The sequence below is a fragment of the Novosphingobium sp. genome (assembly GCF_040079535.1).
Classification (GTDB): Bacteria; Pseudomonadota; Alphaproteobacteria; order Sphingomonadales; family Sphingomonadaceae; genus Novosphingobium.
Map to the genome: position 1 here is coordinate 1 of NZ_JBEBKB010000026.1, position 14,207 is coordinate 14,207.

General features: G+C 61.7%; 20 protein-coding genes and 1 tRNA gene. 10 read left to right on the top strand and 11 right to left on the bottom strand.

What is annotated here, in order from left to right:
- Positions 1–436 precede the first annotated feature (436 nt).
- The 7 genes from ABL914_RS09320 to ABL914_RS09350 all read left to right on the top strand — a co-directional run bounded on the left by ABL914_RS09320 (position 437) and on the right by ABL914_RS09350 (position 4,916).
- Entirely contained in the window at positions 437–1,687 is a 1,251-nt protein-coding gene (locus ABL914_RS09320; RefSeq protein ID WP_391562908.1) for a tyrosine-type recombinase/integrase, read from the top strand.
- Positions 1,684–2,394: a hypothetical protein gene (locus ABL914_RS09325; protein WP_391562909.1), complete on the top strand. Its 711-nt coding sequence runs from the start codon at positions 1,684–1,686 to the stop codon at positions 2,392–2,394. Before ABL914_RS09320 ends, ABL914_RS09325 begins: the two co-directional genes overlap by 4 nt.
- 88 nt (positions 2,395–2,482) lie before the next feature.
- The gene (locus tag ABL914_RS09330; RefSeq protein ID WP_391562910.1) at positions 2,483–2,671 is read left to right on the top strand and encodes a helix-turn-helix domain-containing protein; all 189 of its coding nucleotides are present in this window, start codon (positions 2,483–2,485) and stop codon (positions 2,669–2,671) included.
- Between the two features lie 187 nt (positions 2,672–2,858).
- Complete coding sequence (locus ABL914_RS09335; RefSeq protein ID WP_391562911.1) at positions 2,859–3,059, top strand: hypothetical protein; 201 nt, start codon at positions 2,859–2,861, stop codon at positions 3,057–3,059.
- Positions 3,056–3,346 (top strand): hypothetical protein, encoded by a 291-nt coding sequence (locus ABL914_RS09340; protein ID WP_391562912.1) that lies wholly within the window; start codon positions 3,056–3,058, stop codon positions 3,344–3,346. The genes ABL914_RS09335 and ABL914_RS09340 overlap by 4 nt, the downstream gene beginning before the upstream one ends.
- Positions 3,292–4,158 carry a hypothetical protein gene (locus ABL914_RS09345; RefSeq protein WP_391562913.1) on the top strand — a complete coding sequence of 289 codons (867 nt, stop codon included), beginning with the start codon at positions 3,292–3,294 and terminating at the stop codon, positions 4,156–4,158. The genes ABL914_RS09340 and ABL914_RS09345 overlap by 55 nt, the downstream gene beginning before the upstream one ends.
- Positions 4,159–4,160: 2 nt before the next feature.
- Positions 4,161–4,916, top strand: coding sequence for a hypothetical protein (locus tag ABL914_RS09350; protein WP_391562914.1), 756 nt, complete (start codon positions 4,161–4,163; stop codon positions 4,914–4,916).
- Here ABL914_RS09350 and ABL914_RS09355 read toward each other — a convergent pair.
- The 3 genes from ABL914_RS09355 to ABL914_RS09365 all read right to left on the bottom strand — a co-directional run bounded on the left by ABL914_RS09355 (position 4,913) and on the right by ABL914_RS09365 (position 6,383).
- Positions 4,913–5,380, bottom strand: coding sequence for a hypothetical protein (locus ABL914_RS09355; RefSeq protein WP_391562915.1), 468 nt, complete (start codon positions 5,378–5,380; stop codon positions 4,913–4,915). The genes ABL914_RS09350 and ABL914_RS09355 overlap by 4 nt on opposite strands.
- Positions 5,381–5,732: 352 nt before the next feature.
- Entirely contained in the window at positions 5,733–6,128 is a 396-nt protein-coding gene (locus ABL914_RS09360) for a hypothetical protein (RefSeq protein WP_391562916.1), read from the bottom strand.
- Positions 6,129–6,290: 162 nt separating this feature from the next.
- Positions 6,291–6,383, bottom strand: a tRNA-Ser gene (locus ABL914_RS09365).
- A 195-nt stretch (positions 6,384–6,578) separates the two neighbouring features.
- On the opposite strand from ABL914_RS09365, the gene ABL914_RS09370 reads away from it, so the two are divergent.
- Positions 6,579–7,307 (top strand): DUF1134 domain-containing protein, encoded by a 729-nt coding sequence (locus ABL914_RS09370; protein WP_391562917.1) that lies wholly within the window; start codon positions 6,579–6,581, stop codon positions 7,305–7,307.
- A 27-nt stretch (positions 7,308–7,334) separates the two neighbouring features.
- On the opposite strand, the gene ABL914_RS09375 is transcribed toward ABL914_RS09370, so the two are convergent.
- On the bottom strand, positions 7,335–7,778 hold the full coding sequence (locus ABL914_RS09375) for a DUF983 domain-containing protein (protein ID WP_391562918.1): 444 nt from the start codon (positions 7,776–7,778) through the stop codon (positions 7,335–7,337).
- A gap of 285 nt (positions 7,779–8,063) precedes the next feature.
- Between ABL914_RS09375 and ABL914_RS09380 the strand changes: the two genes are divergently transcribed.
- Both ABL914_RS09380 and ABL914_RS09385 read left to right on the top strand, forming a co-directional pair.
- Complete coding sequence (locus tag ABL914_RS09380) at positions 8,064–9,242, top strand: aromatic amino acid transaminase (protein WP_391562919.1); 1,179 nt, start codon at positions 8,064–8,066, stop codon at positions 9,240–9,242.
- Between the two features lies 1 nt (position 9,243).
- Entirely contained in the window at positions 9,244–9,789 is a 546-nt protein-coding gene (locus ABL914_RS09385; protein WP_391562920.1) for a GNAT family N-acetyltransferase, read from the top strand.
- On the opposite strand, the gene ABL914_RS09390 is transcribed toward ABL914_RS09385, so the two are convergent.
- The 7 genes from ABL914_RS09390 to ABL914_RS09420 are packed head-to-tail and all read right to left on the bottom strand — an operon-like array spanning position 9,779 to position 14,108.
- Positions 9,779–10,396 carry a riboflavin synthase gene (locus tag ABL914_RS09390; protein ID WP_391562921.1) on the bottom strand — a complete coding sequence of 206 codons (618 nt, stop codon included), beginning with the start codon at positions 10,394–10,396 and terminating at the stop codon, positions 9,779–9,781. The genes ABL914_RS09385 and ABL914_RS09390 overlap by 11 nt on opposite strands.
- On the bottom strand, positions 10,396–11,352 hold the full coding sequence (ribD, locus tag ABL914_RS09395) for a bifunctional diaminohydroxyphosphoribosylaminopyrimidine deaminase/5-amino-6-(5-phosphoribosylamino)uracil reductase RibD (RefSeq protein WP_391562922.1): 957 nt from the start codon (positions 11,350–11,352) through the stop codon (positions 10,396–10,398). The genes ABL914_RS09390 and ribD overlap by 1 nt, the downstream gene beginning before the upstream one ends.
- Positions 11,342–11,770: a hypothetical protein gene (locus tag ABL914_RS09400; protein WP_391562923.1), complete on the bottom strand. Its 429-nt coding sequence runs from the start codon at positions 11,768–11,770 to the stop codon at positions 11,342–11,344. Before ABL914_RS09400 ends, ribD begins: the two co-directional genes overlap by 11 nt.
- Before the next feature lie 39 nt (positions 11,771–11,809).
- Positions 11,810–12,313, bottom strand: a complete 504-nt coding sequence (locus ABL914_RS09405) for a DUF4402 domain-containing protein (protein WP_391562924.1) — start codon at positions 12,311–12,313, stop codon at positions 11,810–11,812.
- Positions 12,314–12,356: 43 nt separating this feature from the next.
- Complete coding sequence (locus ABL914_RS09410) at positions 12,357–13,082, bottom strand: M48 family metallopeptidase (protein ID WP_391562925.1); 726 nt, start codon at positions 13,080–13,082, stop codon at positions 12,357–12,359.
- Positions 13,075–13,533, bottom strand: coding sequence for a YcgN family cysteine cluster protein (locus ABL914_RS09415; protein ID WP_391562926.1), 459 nt, complete (start codon positions 13,531–13,533; stop codon positions 13,075–13,077). The genes ABL914_RS09410 and ABL914_RS09415 overlap by 8 nt, the downstream gene beginning before the upstream one ends.
- Positions 13,530–14,108 carry an SCO family protein gene (locus tag ABL914_RS09420; protein ID WP_391562927.1) on the bottom strand — a complete coding sequence of 193 codons (579 nt, stop codon included), beginning with the start codon at positions 14,106–14,108 and terminating at the stop codon, positions 13,530–13,532. Before ABL914_RS09420 ends, ABL914_RS09415 begins: the two co-directional genes overlap by 4 nt.
- Positions 14,109–14,207: the final 99 nt, after the last annotated feature.

A 14,207-nucleotide genomic window follows, 5' to 3' on the forward strand; every position in this document is an offset into this window, starting at 1 on the left:
GCTTTACCCCAGGCCCGGCCCACACCCCGGCCATGATCCGCGATCTGACCAAGGCGCTCACCGAAATCTGGCAAAGACTCGACCTCGCACTGGCGGCATGAGGTGGCTGACCATTGCGGGTAAGCGTTTAAATATCTGATATAAATGCTTATTGCGCGATCTTAACGGATCCGTTCTGCGATCACATGCAAGCCACACCAAGCCAATGCGGGCGGCCCGTGCCGCTGGCCCGCAAGCTTGCACTGCTTTCAACATAGAATGGCGGAGACGGAGTCCGACGAACTACCGTCCGCTTCCATCCGATTGCAGCCAGTTAAGCCCCTCAAATCCTACAGATTGAGCGCCAATCGCTTCCCCAAGCGTCCGGCATTGTCCGGTTGCGTTCCCATAAAACCGGACTATTATCGGGGAACGATTATGGGAACGGGAGGCAGGGATGCCACGGAAGCTGAGCAACGCGCTAACGCCGCTGGCGGTGAAGAACGCAAAGGCCGGTCGCCATGCGGACGGCGGCGGGCTGCACTTGCTGGTCAAGGAAACCGGGGCGCGGTCCTGGGTCTATCGCTTCATGTTGAAGGGCAAGGCGCGCGACATTGGCTTGGGCGCTGCGTCCGGGCCGGAAACAATCTCGCTCGCCACGGCGCGCGACAAAGCCGCTGCCTTGCGGTTGCAGGTGAAGGCGGGCGTCGATCCCCTTGCGGAGCGCCACAGGGGGGCCGCTGAGGCGCTGGCGACGGCTCAGGCGGCACAGATAGCCGGAATTACCTTCAAGGCCGTGGCAGAGGCCTATGTCGCCGCGAATGAGGCAAGCTGGCGCAATGACAAGCACCGGGCGCAATGGCGCAGCACGCTGGCCAGCTATGTCTATCCCGTCATGGGCGATTTGCCGGTTGCCGACATTGGCACAGCGCATGTGCTGAAAATTCTGGAGCCGATCTGGCAAGCGAAGCCGGAAACCGCCAGCCGGGTCCGGGGCAGGATTGAAACCGTGCTCGATGCAGCCAAAGCGCGCGGCTACCGCGAAGGCGAAAACCCGGCCCGCTGGCGTGGCCATATCGCTCAAATCCTGCCAGCCCGGTCGCGCCTTACGCGTGGCCACCATAAGGCGCTGCCCTATGAGGCCGTGCCGGACTTTGCTGCACAGTTACGCGCGCGCGAAGCAATGGCGGCGCTGGCGCTGGAATTTGTCATTCTGACGGCCACCCGCACCAGCGAAGTGCTTAAGGCGACTTGGGGCGAGGTCGATCTGGACAAGGCGCTCTGGACCATTCCAGCCGTGCGGATGAAGGCGGGTAAGGAACATCGCGTTCCGCTGTCACCGCGCGCCGTCGAAATTCTGGAGGCGGTCAAGCCGTTAGGCAGCGAATGGCTTTTCCCAACCGACAAGGGCGGCAAGCTGTCCGGCATGGCCATGTCCATGTTGCTGCGCCGCATGAAAGTTGAAGCGACCGTGCACGGCTTCCGTTCGGGCTTTCGCGATTGGGCAGCCGAGTGCACCGGCTATGCCCATGAGGTTTGCGAAATGGCGCTCGCCCATGTGATCGGCAACAAGGCCGAGGCCGCATATCGGCGCGGCGATCTATTCGACAAGCGGCGGCGGCTCATGGCCGATTGGGCGACATACTGCGCCAGTTGCGGCGCGGCGGGAGGCAAGGTTACGCCTCTCCGGGCTGGGGCGGCAAGGTGAAGCGCGTCCTGCTGCCCTTGTCCGCGCCGAACTATGCGGTCGATCAAGCTACCGGCGACATTCGGGTTCGACCGAGGGAGAAATTGTTGGAAAGGCTTCCTGCAACCGCAAGCCGGAATGCGGCGTTCGATCTACTGCATGAGCGGCTGGCTGTTGCGACGGAGTTTTTCCAGCATCATGGCGACGGAGGCCGTTACGGTGTTTATCGGGCGATGGGCGACCTGATCGAGTATCTCACCAGCCGAGGCATTCCACATGCCACTATCCGCCCAATCGAAGCAGTCATGGCTGCGATAGTCGATGCAGACAATGGAGCGGGTAGCCACATCTTTGAACCTAGCCGGACCGCAAAGGGCGGCTCCCCGCCCAAGTCCGTTATGCAACTTGAGTTTGAAGGAAAGCTGGCAATCGTGATTGAATGCTGCGTGCGTCATTGTCGGGCGGAAGGGAAGCGCCCGTTTGTCGAGCCAGCCGCGCGTTTGGCTGCAAAGCTAATCAACGAATCGACCTGGCCTGTTCACGTTACGGCGCGGGATTTGGTCGAATTGCGGGAGCGTGTGCAGCAACGGAAAAAGGGATTTTCACCTGATCGAATGGAAGTCGATCAATCCATGTCCAGTGAAGTGGCACGATCAAATCCACTCGATTGGGCTAAAATACTGCTGGCGCACGAATGGGTTAATCCGCTGCCGAAAGTTTCCGAATAACCACTAATGTTCACCGGAACAAATCGGCTGTTCAACCTGCCCCGCAACGTCCGGGCAATCCTGCGTGGACCTTGTGGGATACCCACTCATGCAAGCTCCAATCGCAGTCACCATCCCGGATGCCGTTCAGGCAACCGGCATGTCGCGCACCTCGATCTATGAGGCGTTGAAGCGCGGCGACCTCTCTGCCCGGAAAGCAGGACGGCGCACGCTGATCTCGTTTGCCGATCTCGAAGCCTATCTTGCGAGCCTTCCCGCGTATCAGGCGGGGGCATGAGCGATGGCAGCACATATGCGAAACGCCGGGGTGCAGCCCGGCGTCTCACGCAATCAACTTGGCGGCTGGTTGCATTCCTTCCCTACCGCATCGGACTGCCGGGCGCAAATGCTCGCCACCCGATTCCACCTGTCGCCGTGGTTGGCGATGGACATGGCGCGGCTCTGCTTTGGGGAGGGCTGCAACAATGACTGAGCGCCCCTTCCTACATCACCGCGCCGCCGCTCTGGCGCTGCTGAGTGCCTGCCCGGACCTGTCGCACAAGGCGGCTGGATTCCTGGGCCATGTCTGTGTCGCGGCGGTCCTGAGCGACAAGCAACGCGATTGGCTGGCCACGTTGCTGGCCAAGCACGGCTTGCCCCCGCTGGCAGGGGAGGGCGCGCCATGAACGTCTATCCCGATGCTCCCGGCCACCGCAATGTGGACACCTCGATTGCCGCCGCTTCCGCGCTCGCCCCCAAGCTAGGGCGTCTCCAGCGGATGACAGTGGCGGCGATCCGCGATGCTGGCGCGTATGGCCTTACCGCCGATGAACTGGCGGCACGGCTGGGCATGGATCGCTGGTCGATCCAGCCGCGCACCAGTGAGTTGCGCCGCAAGGGTTTGATCCGTGATAGCGGATGGCGCAGGCGCAATTCGACCGGCAAGCTGGCGATTGTGTGGATCGCCGCATGATGCTCGCGGCCATGCCCAAGCCATTTGACAGCGACCGGCATGGCCGCGCATTTGAAACTTCACCGTTTCCCGGATTCGGTGAAGTTTCAATCGCGCCGGTCCAGCCGCTTTCGCCCGAAAATCCGGCAATCCTGGCAACTGGCACGGCGCTTGCGATTAGTTATCTTAGATTAGGTGTTGCACCAGATTCGCCTAGCAGCACCGGCAGAGGCGGCGCGCGCAACCGTGCCGACCGTGAAAGCCATGCACTGAGCGCGGCGCATGTGGCCAATCTGATAGCGGCGGCGGGCCATGCCGGGGCAATCGGTTTGCCGCTGAATCGCATGGTGACGATCCATTGGCAGGCGGCGGGGATACCGCTGGCGGGCATGGCCAAAGCGACCGGGCGCTTCACCGACATGCTGGCCAAATTCCTTACTCGCCACAAAAGCGGCTCAGCCTTGCTCTGGACACATGAAGGCGGTGACGGGAAGGGCGGACACTGCCATTTGCTCGCCCATGTGCCAGCCGCGCTTGTTCCCGAAATTACGGGCCGGTTACGGGGATGGCTGCGCCTGATTAGCGGTCAACAATACCGCAAGGGCGTGATCCTGAGCCGACCCATCGGGGGGCGGCTGGGCATGGAAACCGGCAACCCCGAACTGCACGCGGTCAATCTGGAGGCGGCGCTGTCTTACGTCCTGAAAGGGGCGAGCACGAAAGCGGCGGCACAATTCGACCTGGCCTTGCTGGAGCCGGGCGGGCGCGTGATCGGCAAGCGGTGCGGCACCTCTCAAAACATCGGCGCGAAGGCGCGCAAGGCAAAGGATTGACCATGGCGAAAAAGGCGAAACCAGTGGATGCAATGCAGGCCGACAATTCCCTGTCGATCCAGCAATCGCCGGATGAAACCGGTGCTCAGGCGCTGGCGAGGAAACTGCTCCAGCCGAGCTTCAAGAATGCGGTCGCGGCCTCTGCCTTCACCGACAAGGCGCTTGGTAGCGGGATCGAGAAACCCGGCCTCGCCGACTACGCGACGCACGTTCAAAGCATGACGGGGAAGGCAGCAGGCGGCGATCTCGACATGGCCAGCCGCATCTTGTCGGCTCAGGCAATCGCCTTGGATAGTATGTTTGCCGAGCTGGCGCGGCGCACGGCGCTTAACATGGGCGAATATATCAACGCGGCGGAACGCTATGGGCGGCTGGCGCTAAAGGCACAGAGCAACTGCCGCGCGACGCTGGACACGCTTGCCAAGCTGCACCAGCCGCGCGAGCAAACCGTGCGTCACGTCCATGTGAATGAGGGCGGGCAGGCCGTGATTGCCGATCAATTCCATCACCACACCGGGGCCGAAGAAAATGCAGAAACCGCCGATCAATCCGATGCAACCGGCGCGGCTGGCGCAAGCCCAGCGCTGCCTAGCCCGGACCCGCTCGGGAGCGGAGTGCCAATCCCCGGCGGGACGAATCCGGGAGCGCCTGAGGGCAATCGCAATGCGTTCAAGCATGGCGGACGATCCGCCGCGACCGTGGCGGCTGCTCGCTACCTAAGGGAGCTTGCCCGGTTGGTCCGCGAAAACCGCGCCTAGGTTGCAGCTTTAAATTCTTCGAGGCAGAGCTTTTTAGCATCTTCATGCGACTTGTCGTAGTCGTCGGCTAATTCGTTAGGAAGCGAGCATTCCTTCGCGGGAGTTATGCTTATCGTGGAACAATAGGCTTCATTATACCCGTTATTAAGGCATTGATCTCGCCGTGCAATGTCGGATTTGTTCAATCGCGTGCACGTTTTTGCCCATCGACTGTTGTAGTCGCTGTAAGCAAAAGAAACGCAAAGATCGTATTTTTCTTTCGCTTCCTTGGCGGTCTTGGATTTTTCGAGGGATTCTCGCACTTCATTCTGATGTTTTGCAGTTTCAGCCGCAAGCTCGCGGTCGGCAGCCCGCTGAGACTGTTGGGGTAGAAACAAGGCATAATAGTAAGCGACAGCGCCACCGATAGCCACGGCGGCAAATGCAAGGGCGAGCTTGAAAATCGCATCCGCTTTGTCGAGCATGGTCCCCCCATTTGCCGGGTATTATGCGCTGAATTGCAGTCAAATCAACGCAATTTGCAAAGTGAGATCGCCCAACGCCTTTCTGCCATCGCAGGATTCCGCCATTCCGCACCTAGGCAAATTTGCTCTGATTTGCCGACTGCGCTCCAAATTTAGTCTGATTGAGTCTGATTGAGAAGTGACCGCGCCGAAAAATTGGCAGAATATTTCCTAAATACAGAAGCTTAAGCGGTGCGAACTGTCGCGTTCGGTGTGTGCCATTTTCAAACTCAGCGGGGGTGACCTGCTAACCGGGCGCAATTGCGATCCGGGACATGCAATCGAAACCAGTCCGAAGCCATCGCGCAGCGTCCTATTCCTCGCCAGCTTCCCATTCTTCACGCATTTCAGTGACGTGATTCTCAACCGCTTGCGAGAAAGCTGCGCAACCTTCGACAAATGAATCACTATTGCCGCTGCACATGCTTGGATCACCGGCAGCGTTTTCCTTGGCCCATTCAAAGCCCGCGTTATGGCCTGAGCAATCATCGGTGCAATTCGATGTATCGCCCTCGTTCTCAAACGAGCTAGCCGACACGTCTGCAACGGCATCTGCGCGGGCCGAGTCCTCGTCGAACTTGCCCTTGGAATTGAAAAGAGTGCTGGAGCCTTCGACAATGTGCCGATCTGCCTCAGTGCTGGACGATGAACCGCAACCAGCGAGGAATAGAGTCGCCGCAATGGCAGACGTGCAAATTGCAGTCCTCATTTTGCTATCCCCCTTCGGCGCTGGGTTATCAAATGTGAGGGGCAACCGAAAGCTTGCTGCTGCCAGCGGGGCCAATCGACTGACAAGCGTTCACGTTTTCGGGGAGCGGTTATGGGAACCACACGGCACATTGATAATAAATCTAAGAAAATCAATGGCTGGTGGCGGAGACGGAGAGATTCGAACTCTCGGTACCGGATTTACCAGTACGACGGTTTAGCAAACCGTTGGTTTCAGCCACTCACCCACGTCTCCGGATCGCAGCGGCGAACGCGGCCTATAGCGAGGGTCTTGGCGGGCGGCAAGGGGCTGGTTCAGGCTATTTTCAGCTCTTCCCGTCGCAAATCCGACTCGCCTCGTCGCCGCGGCGTTGTCGCGCGGTTCAGCTTCGATTCTGCAGATAGTCGCAGACTGCCTTGCCGGCGGTTTTGCAGCAAAAGGGAAATCGCGATGCCTCAGTCCCGCTCGATCCTCCGCAGCATGGTGCTGGCGCTGCTTAGCGCGATTCTGATCGCGGGGCCGGTGGCTGCCCCGGCGCAAATCCAGCCGGTTGATCCCGACAAGGCGATCGACGGCGATCTAAGCGTGCCTGCCAACGCGCCTGCGCCGGTTCCCGCTGCGACCAGCGCCGGGCTGCCGCCCGAAGCCGCACCGCCAGCACCGGGCGATACCATGCCAGCACCGCTCCCCGGCGAAACGACCTACAAGAAGGACGATATCCTTTCCGCCGCAGAAGGCACATTCGGCAAAGGCGCCAAGGGCCTGGCTGGGCTGATCGAAGATTTGCTGAGCAAGCAGGGTGAGCCCAATGGCTACATTACCGGCCGCGAAGGTGGCGGGGCCCTGGTAATCGGGCTGCGCTATGGTTCGGGCACCCTGTTTCACAAGGTTGAGGGAGAACGTCCGGTCTATTGGAACGGGCCCTCGGTTGGCTTTGATGCCGGGGCCAGCGCGGGCAGCACATTTGTGCTGGTTTATAACCTCTACAACACCGATGATCTCTATCACCGGTTTGCCGCCGGCGAAGGACAGGCCTACCTGATCGGCGGGTTCAATGTCAGCTATCTGCGCCGCGGCAATGTGGTGCTGATCCCGATCCGGATGGGCGTTGGCCTGCGGCTGGGGGTGAACGCCGGGTACATGAAGTTCTCAAGAAAAAAGAACTGGTTCCCGTTCTGAGGTAGCAACGGACAGCGCGATCACGCGCTATTGGTTGGGGCTGCCGGAACTGGAGGCAGCGGGGCCTTGCACTTCGTCTTTTCCCGAAGGCACGAACCCGTGCATGCCGTGCCACCATTGCAGTGCAATCGTGCCCCCTTTGGCTGGCTGAAGCAGCGCGATCATCAGCACGGCTGCCATCGACAGGCAGATGGCCAGCGCGGCCCATAGCGGCAGCGGACTTTGCGTACCGAACCAGATGATCGGGCCGGCCATCAGGTGGCCGGTGATGAAGATCGAGATGTAGGGCGGAAAATCATCGGCGCGCTGGTGGGTCCAGTCTTGCCGGCACGCCGGGCAATGGGTGATCGGCTTGAGAAAGGCGCGAAACAGCCCTGCCTCTGCGCAGCGCGGGCATTGTCCCTTGATCCCGCGCCAGATCGCGGGGCCAAGCGAGGCAGGCAGGTTCGGGCGTTTATCAGGAGCAAGCATGGCCGGTCTATCGGCGCGGCTGGTTGCGCTGGCAAGTCAATTTCGGATGGTCAGAGCAGCCGCCAAAGCGAGATCACCACGATCGCCGTGAAGATCAGCAGGCCTGCAAGCCCGCGGGCCATTTCAACCAATATTTCCCGTTTTATCATTATCTTGTTGCCAGTCGCGACCGGTGTTGCAATTCGGCTCTAGCCAGATTTCCTGGCAAGGCAAGACGCGGCCGCCGGGTTTTGCCGATTTGGGGCTTGCCGCCAGACCCAAGCCCCGGTTAAGGCCCGCGCCATCATGCTCAGCAATCTTGAACAACAGCCCGCCGATGCGCTGCTAGCGCTGATCAAGCTCCATGGCGAAGACCCCCGCGCCGACAAGATCGATCTTGGCGTGGGCGTTTACCGGACAGGGCAGGGGGCAACCCCGGTGTTTGGTGCGATCAAGGCGGCCGAACAGAAACTGGTCGATACGCAAGACAGCAAAAGCTATCTTGGCCCCGAAGGCGATATGGGCTTTGTCCATGCCCTGATGCCCTATATTTTCGGCCAGGACGATCCAGCCAAGGGTGGCCGGATCGAAGGGATGCAGACCCCGGGCGGCACCGGGGCGGTCAGGCTGACCGTAGCTCTGGCCAAGCGCGCAGGCGTGGGGCGGATCATCATGGGGCTGCCCAGTTGGCCCAATCACGCGCAGATCCTGGGCGATCTGGCAGTTGAACTGGTCAGCTTCAAGCACGCCGGAACCGATGGCAAGGTTGATATGGATGCCTTGCGCGCGGCAATTTCCGGGGGCCAAAGCGGCGATGCGATCATGCTGCATGGCTGCTGCCACAACCCCACCGGGATCGATTACAGCAATGCCCAGTGGGACGAGATCGCCGCACTGATCGCGGCCAAGGGCCTGCTGCCAATCCTTGATCTGGCCTATCAAGGGCTGGGCGCAGGGCTGGAAGAAGATGCCTATGGCGTGCGCAAGGTGCTGGATGCCGTGCCCGAAGCCCTGATCGCCTATAGCTGTGACAAGAACTTTGGCATGTACCGCGACCGGGTTGGCGCGATCTATGTCATGGCCGAAAATTCTGAAGTGCTGGGCCGGGTGCTGACCAATGGCTTTGCGCTGGCTCGCGCGGCCTGGTCGATGCCGCCCGATCATGGCGGCGCGGCGGTACGGCTGATTTTGGAGGATCCGGGCCTGACCGCGATGTGGCTGGACGAACTGGATACCATGCGCACCCGGATCAGCCAGGTTCGGGCAAAGCTGGCTGCGGCCGGGCAGGCTGGCAGCATCGATCTGACGCCGCTTGGCCATCAGAACGGGCTATTTTCGGTTCTGCCGCTTAGCAGCGAACAGATCCAGACGCTGCGTTCGGACCACGGGATTTATATGGCCGGATCGGGCCGGGTAAACATTGCCGGGCTGACCGCCGGCAATATCGATAAATTCATCGCCGATCTGGCTGTGGTGAGCGGGTAAGGTGAACCGGCAGCCCCGCCTTGAAGGCGAAACGCTGCTGCTGCGCCCGCTGCGGCAAGATGATTGGGATGCGCTTTATGCCGTCGCCAGCGATCCCAAGGTCTGGGAACTGCACCCTGCAAACGATCGCTGGCAAGAAGACGTATTCCGCGCCTATTTCGCCGATGCGATGGCGCAGGGCGGGGCCTTGGCGGTGATCAGCAAGACCAGCGGTGCGGTGATCGGATCATCCCGGATGCAGGCCTATGATCCGGCAGCTGGCGGATCGGTAGAGATCGGCTGGACTTTCCTTGGCCGTGATCACTGGGGCGGGGGGACCAACCGCGAGATGAAGCGGTTGATGCTGGCCCATGCGCTGGAATTTGTTGAACGGGTCGATTTTCGTATCGGTGAAGCCAACTTGCGGTCACGCCGGGCGATGGAGAAAATCGGCGGCCGGCTGAGCGAGCGCGATGGCGGGGTGATCGAAACCGCCACCGGTCCGGCGCGGCATGTGGTTTATGAAATCACGCGGGAGGGGTTTGCTGCCGGGCCGCTTAACGCCTGAGCTTTTCCATCCGCTGCAGATACCGCGCCAGAACGTCGATTTCCAGATTTACCCCGTCACCGGCTTGCAGGCTGCCCAGGGTGGTGACTTCGGCGGTGTGGGGGATCACGTTGAGGTGGAAGGTGCAGGTGCCATCAGCGGCATCGTCCACCGCGTTGACAGTAAGCGAGACGCCATCAACCGTGACCGAACCCTTGGCGGCTATGAACGGTGAAATCTCAGCCGGGGTGGTTACAGCAACGTGCAGCGATCCGCCGACGTCCTCGCGCAGGGTAACCCGGCCCACGGCATCGACATGGCCGGTTACGATATGCCCGCCCAGTTCATCACCCAGCCGCAGCGCCTGCTCAAGGTTAAGCCTGCGCCCGCTGCGCCACTGGTCTTGCGCGGTTTTGCTGATGGTTTCGCCCGAAACATCAACTGCGAACCAGGCATCGCCAGCGCTCCCGCCGCGATCGACCACGGTCAGGCAGACGCCCGAGCACGCAATCGAGGCCCCGATCGCGATCAACGCCGGATCATAGGGGCAAGCAATCACCACGCGCAGATCGCCCTGCTGCGTGATTTCGCGAATTTCGCCGATGGCGGTGACTATCCCGGTAAACATCAGCTGCGTTCGTAGACGTCGAGCGTATCGTTGCCAAGCGGGCGCGTGTCGGTGAGCTTCCAATCAGAGCTCGAAAGGGCATCGCGGGTCAGGCCGGGCAGCGCTGGGCCGTGGCCGCCCACAATCGCCGGAGCGCGGTAGATCAGCAGCCGATCGGCCAAATCGGCTTCAAGGAACGCCTGTGCGGTTTGGGCACCGCCTTCGACCATCAGATATTGCACACCGGCCATTCCGGCGATCGCATGCGGATCAGCCAGCGCGTGCCAACCAGCGGGGGCTTGGCCATGGGTCAGCAGCCAGCGCTGCGGGCTGCGATCCGCAATCCCCGGCAGGCGGACATCAAGCCGGGGGCTGTCCGCATCAAAGGTGCCGCGGCCCACCAGAATGGCATCCATCCGGGCCCGCCAGGCGTGGGTGTGGGCGCGGGCGATTGGTCCGGTTAGCCACTGGCCTTGCGGAGGGGCCAGCCGGGCATCCTGGGATAAGGCAAGCTTCAGTGTAACGTGCGGACGGCCCAGCCGCCGCTGGCTGAGATAGCCCGCCAGACTGGCGGCGCAGTCTGCATTTTCAGCCAGACCCACCGCAATTCCGGCGGCTGCACATCGCGCGGCGCCTTGCCCGGCGGTGCGTGGATCGGGATCGCCGCAGCCAATCACTATCCGCGCCAGGCCGCTGGCTGCAACCAGATCGGCGCAGGCCGGGCCGCGGGTGCTGTGATGGGCGCACGGTTCAAGGCTGACATAAAGCGTTGCGCCCCGCGCGGCATCACCGGCGGCAGCCAAGGCCATGGCTTCGGCATGAGGCCGCCCGCCAGGCTGGGTCCAGCCCCGCGCAATGACTTTGCCGTGGTTTACGATCAGCGCGCCGACTGCCGGATTGGGGCGGGATAGCGGAACGCCGCGCGCGGCCAGGCGGGCGGTAGCGGCCAGCCAGGCAGTATCGGGATCAGCGGCCAAGCTGCTCTTTCGCTTTGGCCTCGGCCTTGGCTTTCGCAGCCGCTTTATCCGCTTCGGATTTGCGCTTGATCGCCTCAACATCCATTCCCGAAACCTTGCCCAGCGCCATCCACAGCCGCTGTTCTTCGGCTGCGGCATCGGCGCGGGCCTTTTCCAGATCGTCCTTCTTTTTCTGGTTGGCCGCAATGAAGGCGCGGGTTTCTGCTGGTGTCCGATCAAGCGGCCAGGAGTTGATATAGGTGATATCGGGCAGCCTGCGCTTCACTTTCCAGCTTTGCGTCATCATGACCGAGAAGACGCCGAACGTGCACAATCCGGCCACCAGGCCGATCCGCAAACGGTTGCCCCCGGCCTGTTTGTAAACCTCGATAAAATCGGCGATAGCGCCGGTGGGATTGGCAGTTTTCCAGATCGACATGGGGCCAAGATAAGCGGCGCAGCGCATTTGCGCCAGTGGTCAGTTGTAATCGACCGAAATCGGGATTCTCCCACGCAGATTTCCGCCCCTGCCGGTGTGCACCACCAGCCGCGCGCCAAATTTGAATTCCAGCTCGCCGCGTGCGTTAAGCACGGGATGGGGTGGCAGATCGGTGGTAAATCCAACCAGTTCGGCGCGGCCGCCATCGGCAGAGGTCATTTCCACCCGGTCAGGCAGGTCCACCCGCACTTCACGGCCCGGGATTCCGGTGATCCGGCCGTGCCCCGCCACCGAAACCCCGCCCAGATCGATCATTTCGCCGCTGGTGCTTTTGCCGCCGCCCGTTGCGGAAAGTTCAGCGCTGCCGCCTTCGCGGCCGGTCAGGGCCAGTTTGGAGAAATTGAGATCGGCGAAGATTTCGATTCCCAAAGGTGGATCGCCGGGCTTTGCCGCCGGATCCGAATAGCACAATCGGCATTGCTGCGCCCCCGCCGGGGCGGTCAGCAGCAGGGCTGTCAGGACCAGAAAAGCCGCTCTAACCATGGTGCGATTGTCCGCTATCGTGGTTAACAATTGGCTATGGGGTTCAACCCATTGGCAGGTAGAGGTTTTTGCCCTCGCGCTTGAGCCAGCGATTTGCGCCGCGCAGATCGCCTTCGAATATTTCATCAAGAAAATCGTGGAAGGCCGGACTGTGATCGAAATGGACCAGATGCGCAACTTCGTGCGCTACCACGCTGCGCCGCACAAACGAAGGGGCCATCACCAGCCGCCAGTTGATCCGGATGGTCCCATCGCGGGCACAGCTACCCCAGCGGCGCTTGGCGCTGGTCAGCATCAGGCGCTGCTGCGGCTGGCCGGCGCGCAAGCAGTAATAGGACAGGTCCTCGGCCATAAGCCGCCGGGCTTCACCTTCGAGCCAGCGTTTGATCCGCGATTGCAGCGATCCGGCCGGGCCGCCAATCAACAGCTCGCCTTCGCCCAGAGCAACCTTGCGCGGGCGGGCGGGATCATGGTTTATCGCCAGCGGCGCACCCAGATAAGCCAGATCCGTGCCGTTTTGCAGTTCAACCGGCACGGGCACCGCGGCCAGTTGCCCGGCCAGCCAACCGGCGCGGGTTCGGGCAAAGGCCAGCGCTTCGGCGCTGCGGCCCCAGGTGGGCAGGGTTACGCGCACTTCACTGCCATCGGGGGCCAGGCGCATGGTCATCCGGCGGGCCTGGGCATTGCGGCGGATCACCAGCGGCAACAGCCGCCCGGCAACTTCAACCTGCGGATCCTGATTGTCACGCCCCAGCAGCCAGTCAATCATCGGCAATCTCGATCCCGGGCGGCAGGATGACATGTTGTTCCAGCGGCCCGGCAAGGGCTTCGGGGATGGCTTTGCCCCGCACCGATATCCCGGCCCGGTGAACCGCTTCGCTATCACCCGAAATCAGATAGTGCCAATCAGGCAGAGGATCGCCATCGGCGCGCAGCCGATAGGCGCAGGTCGGGGGAAGCCATGTGAGCGTGGCAGCCAGCCGAAGGTTCAGCTTGAGGCAATCGGGCACAGCCTTTTTGCGGTTCGGATAGTCACTGCAGCGCGCGCTTTGGATATCAAGCAGCTTGCAGGCGACATTGGTGGGGTAAACGTCGCCGGTATCCTCATCCTCAGCCTTGTGCATGCAGCATTGGCCGCAGCCATCGCACAAAGCCTCCCATTCGGCGCGGTTCAAACGCTCGATCGGGAGCTGCCAGAACTGGGCTCGAAGCAGGCTCAACGCACCTGCCGGGCAAGATCGGCAGCAACCGCTTCGGGGCCCTTGTCAATCGGCAAGGCTTCCAGCGGTTTGCCATCGCGGTCCATCAGATAGGCAAAGCGCGAATGGTTCATCAAATATCCGCCGGGCCGGTCCTCGCCGCGCGTTGCGCTGACTTTGAAGGCCGCAACTGCGGCATCGATCTGGGCCTGGCTACCGGTTAGCCCCAGCAGCTTCGGGGTAAAATTGGCGGCATACTGGCCGACCCGTTCGGGCGTATCGCGGGCCGGATCAATCGTAATGAAGATCGGCTGGATCTGATCGGCCAAATCGCGGTGCTGTTCGGCAAATTTCAGATAGCCCTGCATCATCCGGCCCAGATCGAGCGGGCAGACATCGGGGCAAAAGGTGTAGCCGAAATAGACGATCCGGTATTTGCCCTTGAACTGATCCCAGCTTACTTGCTGGCCATCCTTGCCGATCAGCGTGAACGGACCGCCGATGCCCGAACCATCCAGCGCGGTGCCTTCGATCTGCGGCGCAGCGGGGGCAGCAGCCGGTTGCTGGCACGCAGCGCTGGCGGCCAGCAGGGGCAAAAGAAAAAGCAAGTTTGGCTTCAACATGGCGCGGCGGTTCATGCTCTGCTAAACCGCGCTGCGCAAGGAGCGTTTCGCAACAGCCGAGGCGATTCTCGC

Bases quoted from the DNA above. Each gene is read 5' to 3' on its own strand.
- ABL914_RS09320 (WP_391562908.1), top strand. From the start codon at position 437: ATGCCACGGAAGCTGAGCAACGCGCTAACGCCGCTGGCGGTGAAGAAC.
- ABL914_RS09330 (WP_391562910.1), top strand. From the start codon at position 2,483: ATGCAAGCTCCAATCGCAGTCACCATCCCGGATGCCGTTCAGGCAACC.
- ABL914_RS09335 (WP_391562911.1), top strand. From the start codon at position 2,859: ATGACTGAGCGCCCCTTCCTACATCACCGCGCCGCCGCTCTGGCGCTG.
- ABL914_RS09340 (WP_391562912.1), top strand. From the start codon at position 3,056: ATGAACGTCTATCCCGATGCTCCCGGCCACCGCAATGTGGACACCTCG.
- ABL914_RS09345 (WP_391562913.1), top strand. From the start codon at position 3,292: ATGGCGCAGGCGCAATTCGACCGGCAAGCTGGCGATTGTGTGGATCGC.
- ABL914_RS09350 (WP_391562914.1), top strand. From the start codon at position 4,161: ATGGCGAAAAAGGCGAAACCAGTGGATGCAATGCAGGCCGACAATTCC.
- ABL914_RS09355 (WP_391562915.1), bottom strand. From the start codon at position 5,380: ATGCTCGACAAAGCGGATGCGATTTTCAAGCTCGCCCTTGCATTTGCC.
- ABL914_RS09360 (WP_391562916.1), bottom strand. From the start codon at position 6,128: ATGAGGACTGCAATTTGCACGTCTGCCATTGCGGCGACTCTATTCCTC.
- ABL914_RS09370 (WP_391562917.1), top strand. From the start codon at position 6,579: ATGCCTCAGTCCCGCTCGATCCTCCGCAGCATGGTGCTGGCGCTGCTT.
- ABL914_RS09375 (WP_391562918.1), bottom strand. From the start codon at position 7,778: ATGCTTGCTCCTGATAAACGCCCGAACCTGCCTGCCTCGCTTGGCCCC.
- ABL914_RS09380 (WP_391562919.1), top strand. From the start codon at position 8,064: ATGCTCAGCAATCTTGAACAACAGCCCGCCGATGCGCTGCTAGCGCTG.
- ABL914_RS09390 (WP_391562921.1), bottom strand. From the start codon at position 10,396: ATGTTTACCGGGATAGTCACCGCCATCGGCGAAATTCGCGAAATCACG.
- ABL914_RS09400 (WP_391562923.1), bottom strand. From the start codon at position 11,770: ATGTCGATCTGGAAAACTGCCAATCCCACCGGCGCTATCGCCGATTTT.
- ABL914_RS09405 (WP_391562924.1), bottom strand. From the start codon at position 12,313: ATGGTTAGAGCGGCTTTTCTGGTCCTGACAGCCCTGCTGCTGACCGCC.
- ABL914_RS09410 (WP_391562925.1), bottom strand. From the start codon at position 13,082: ATGATTGACTGGCTGCTGGGGCGTGACAATCAGGATCCGCAGGTTGAA.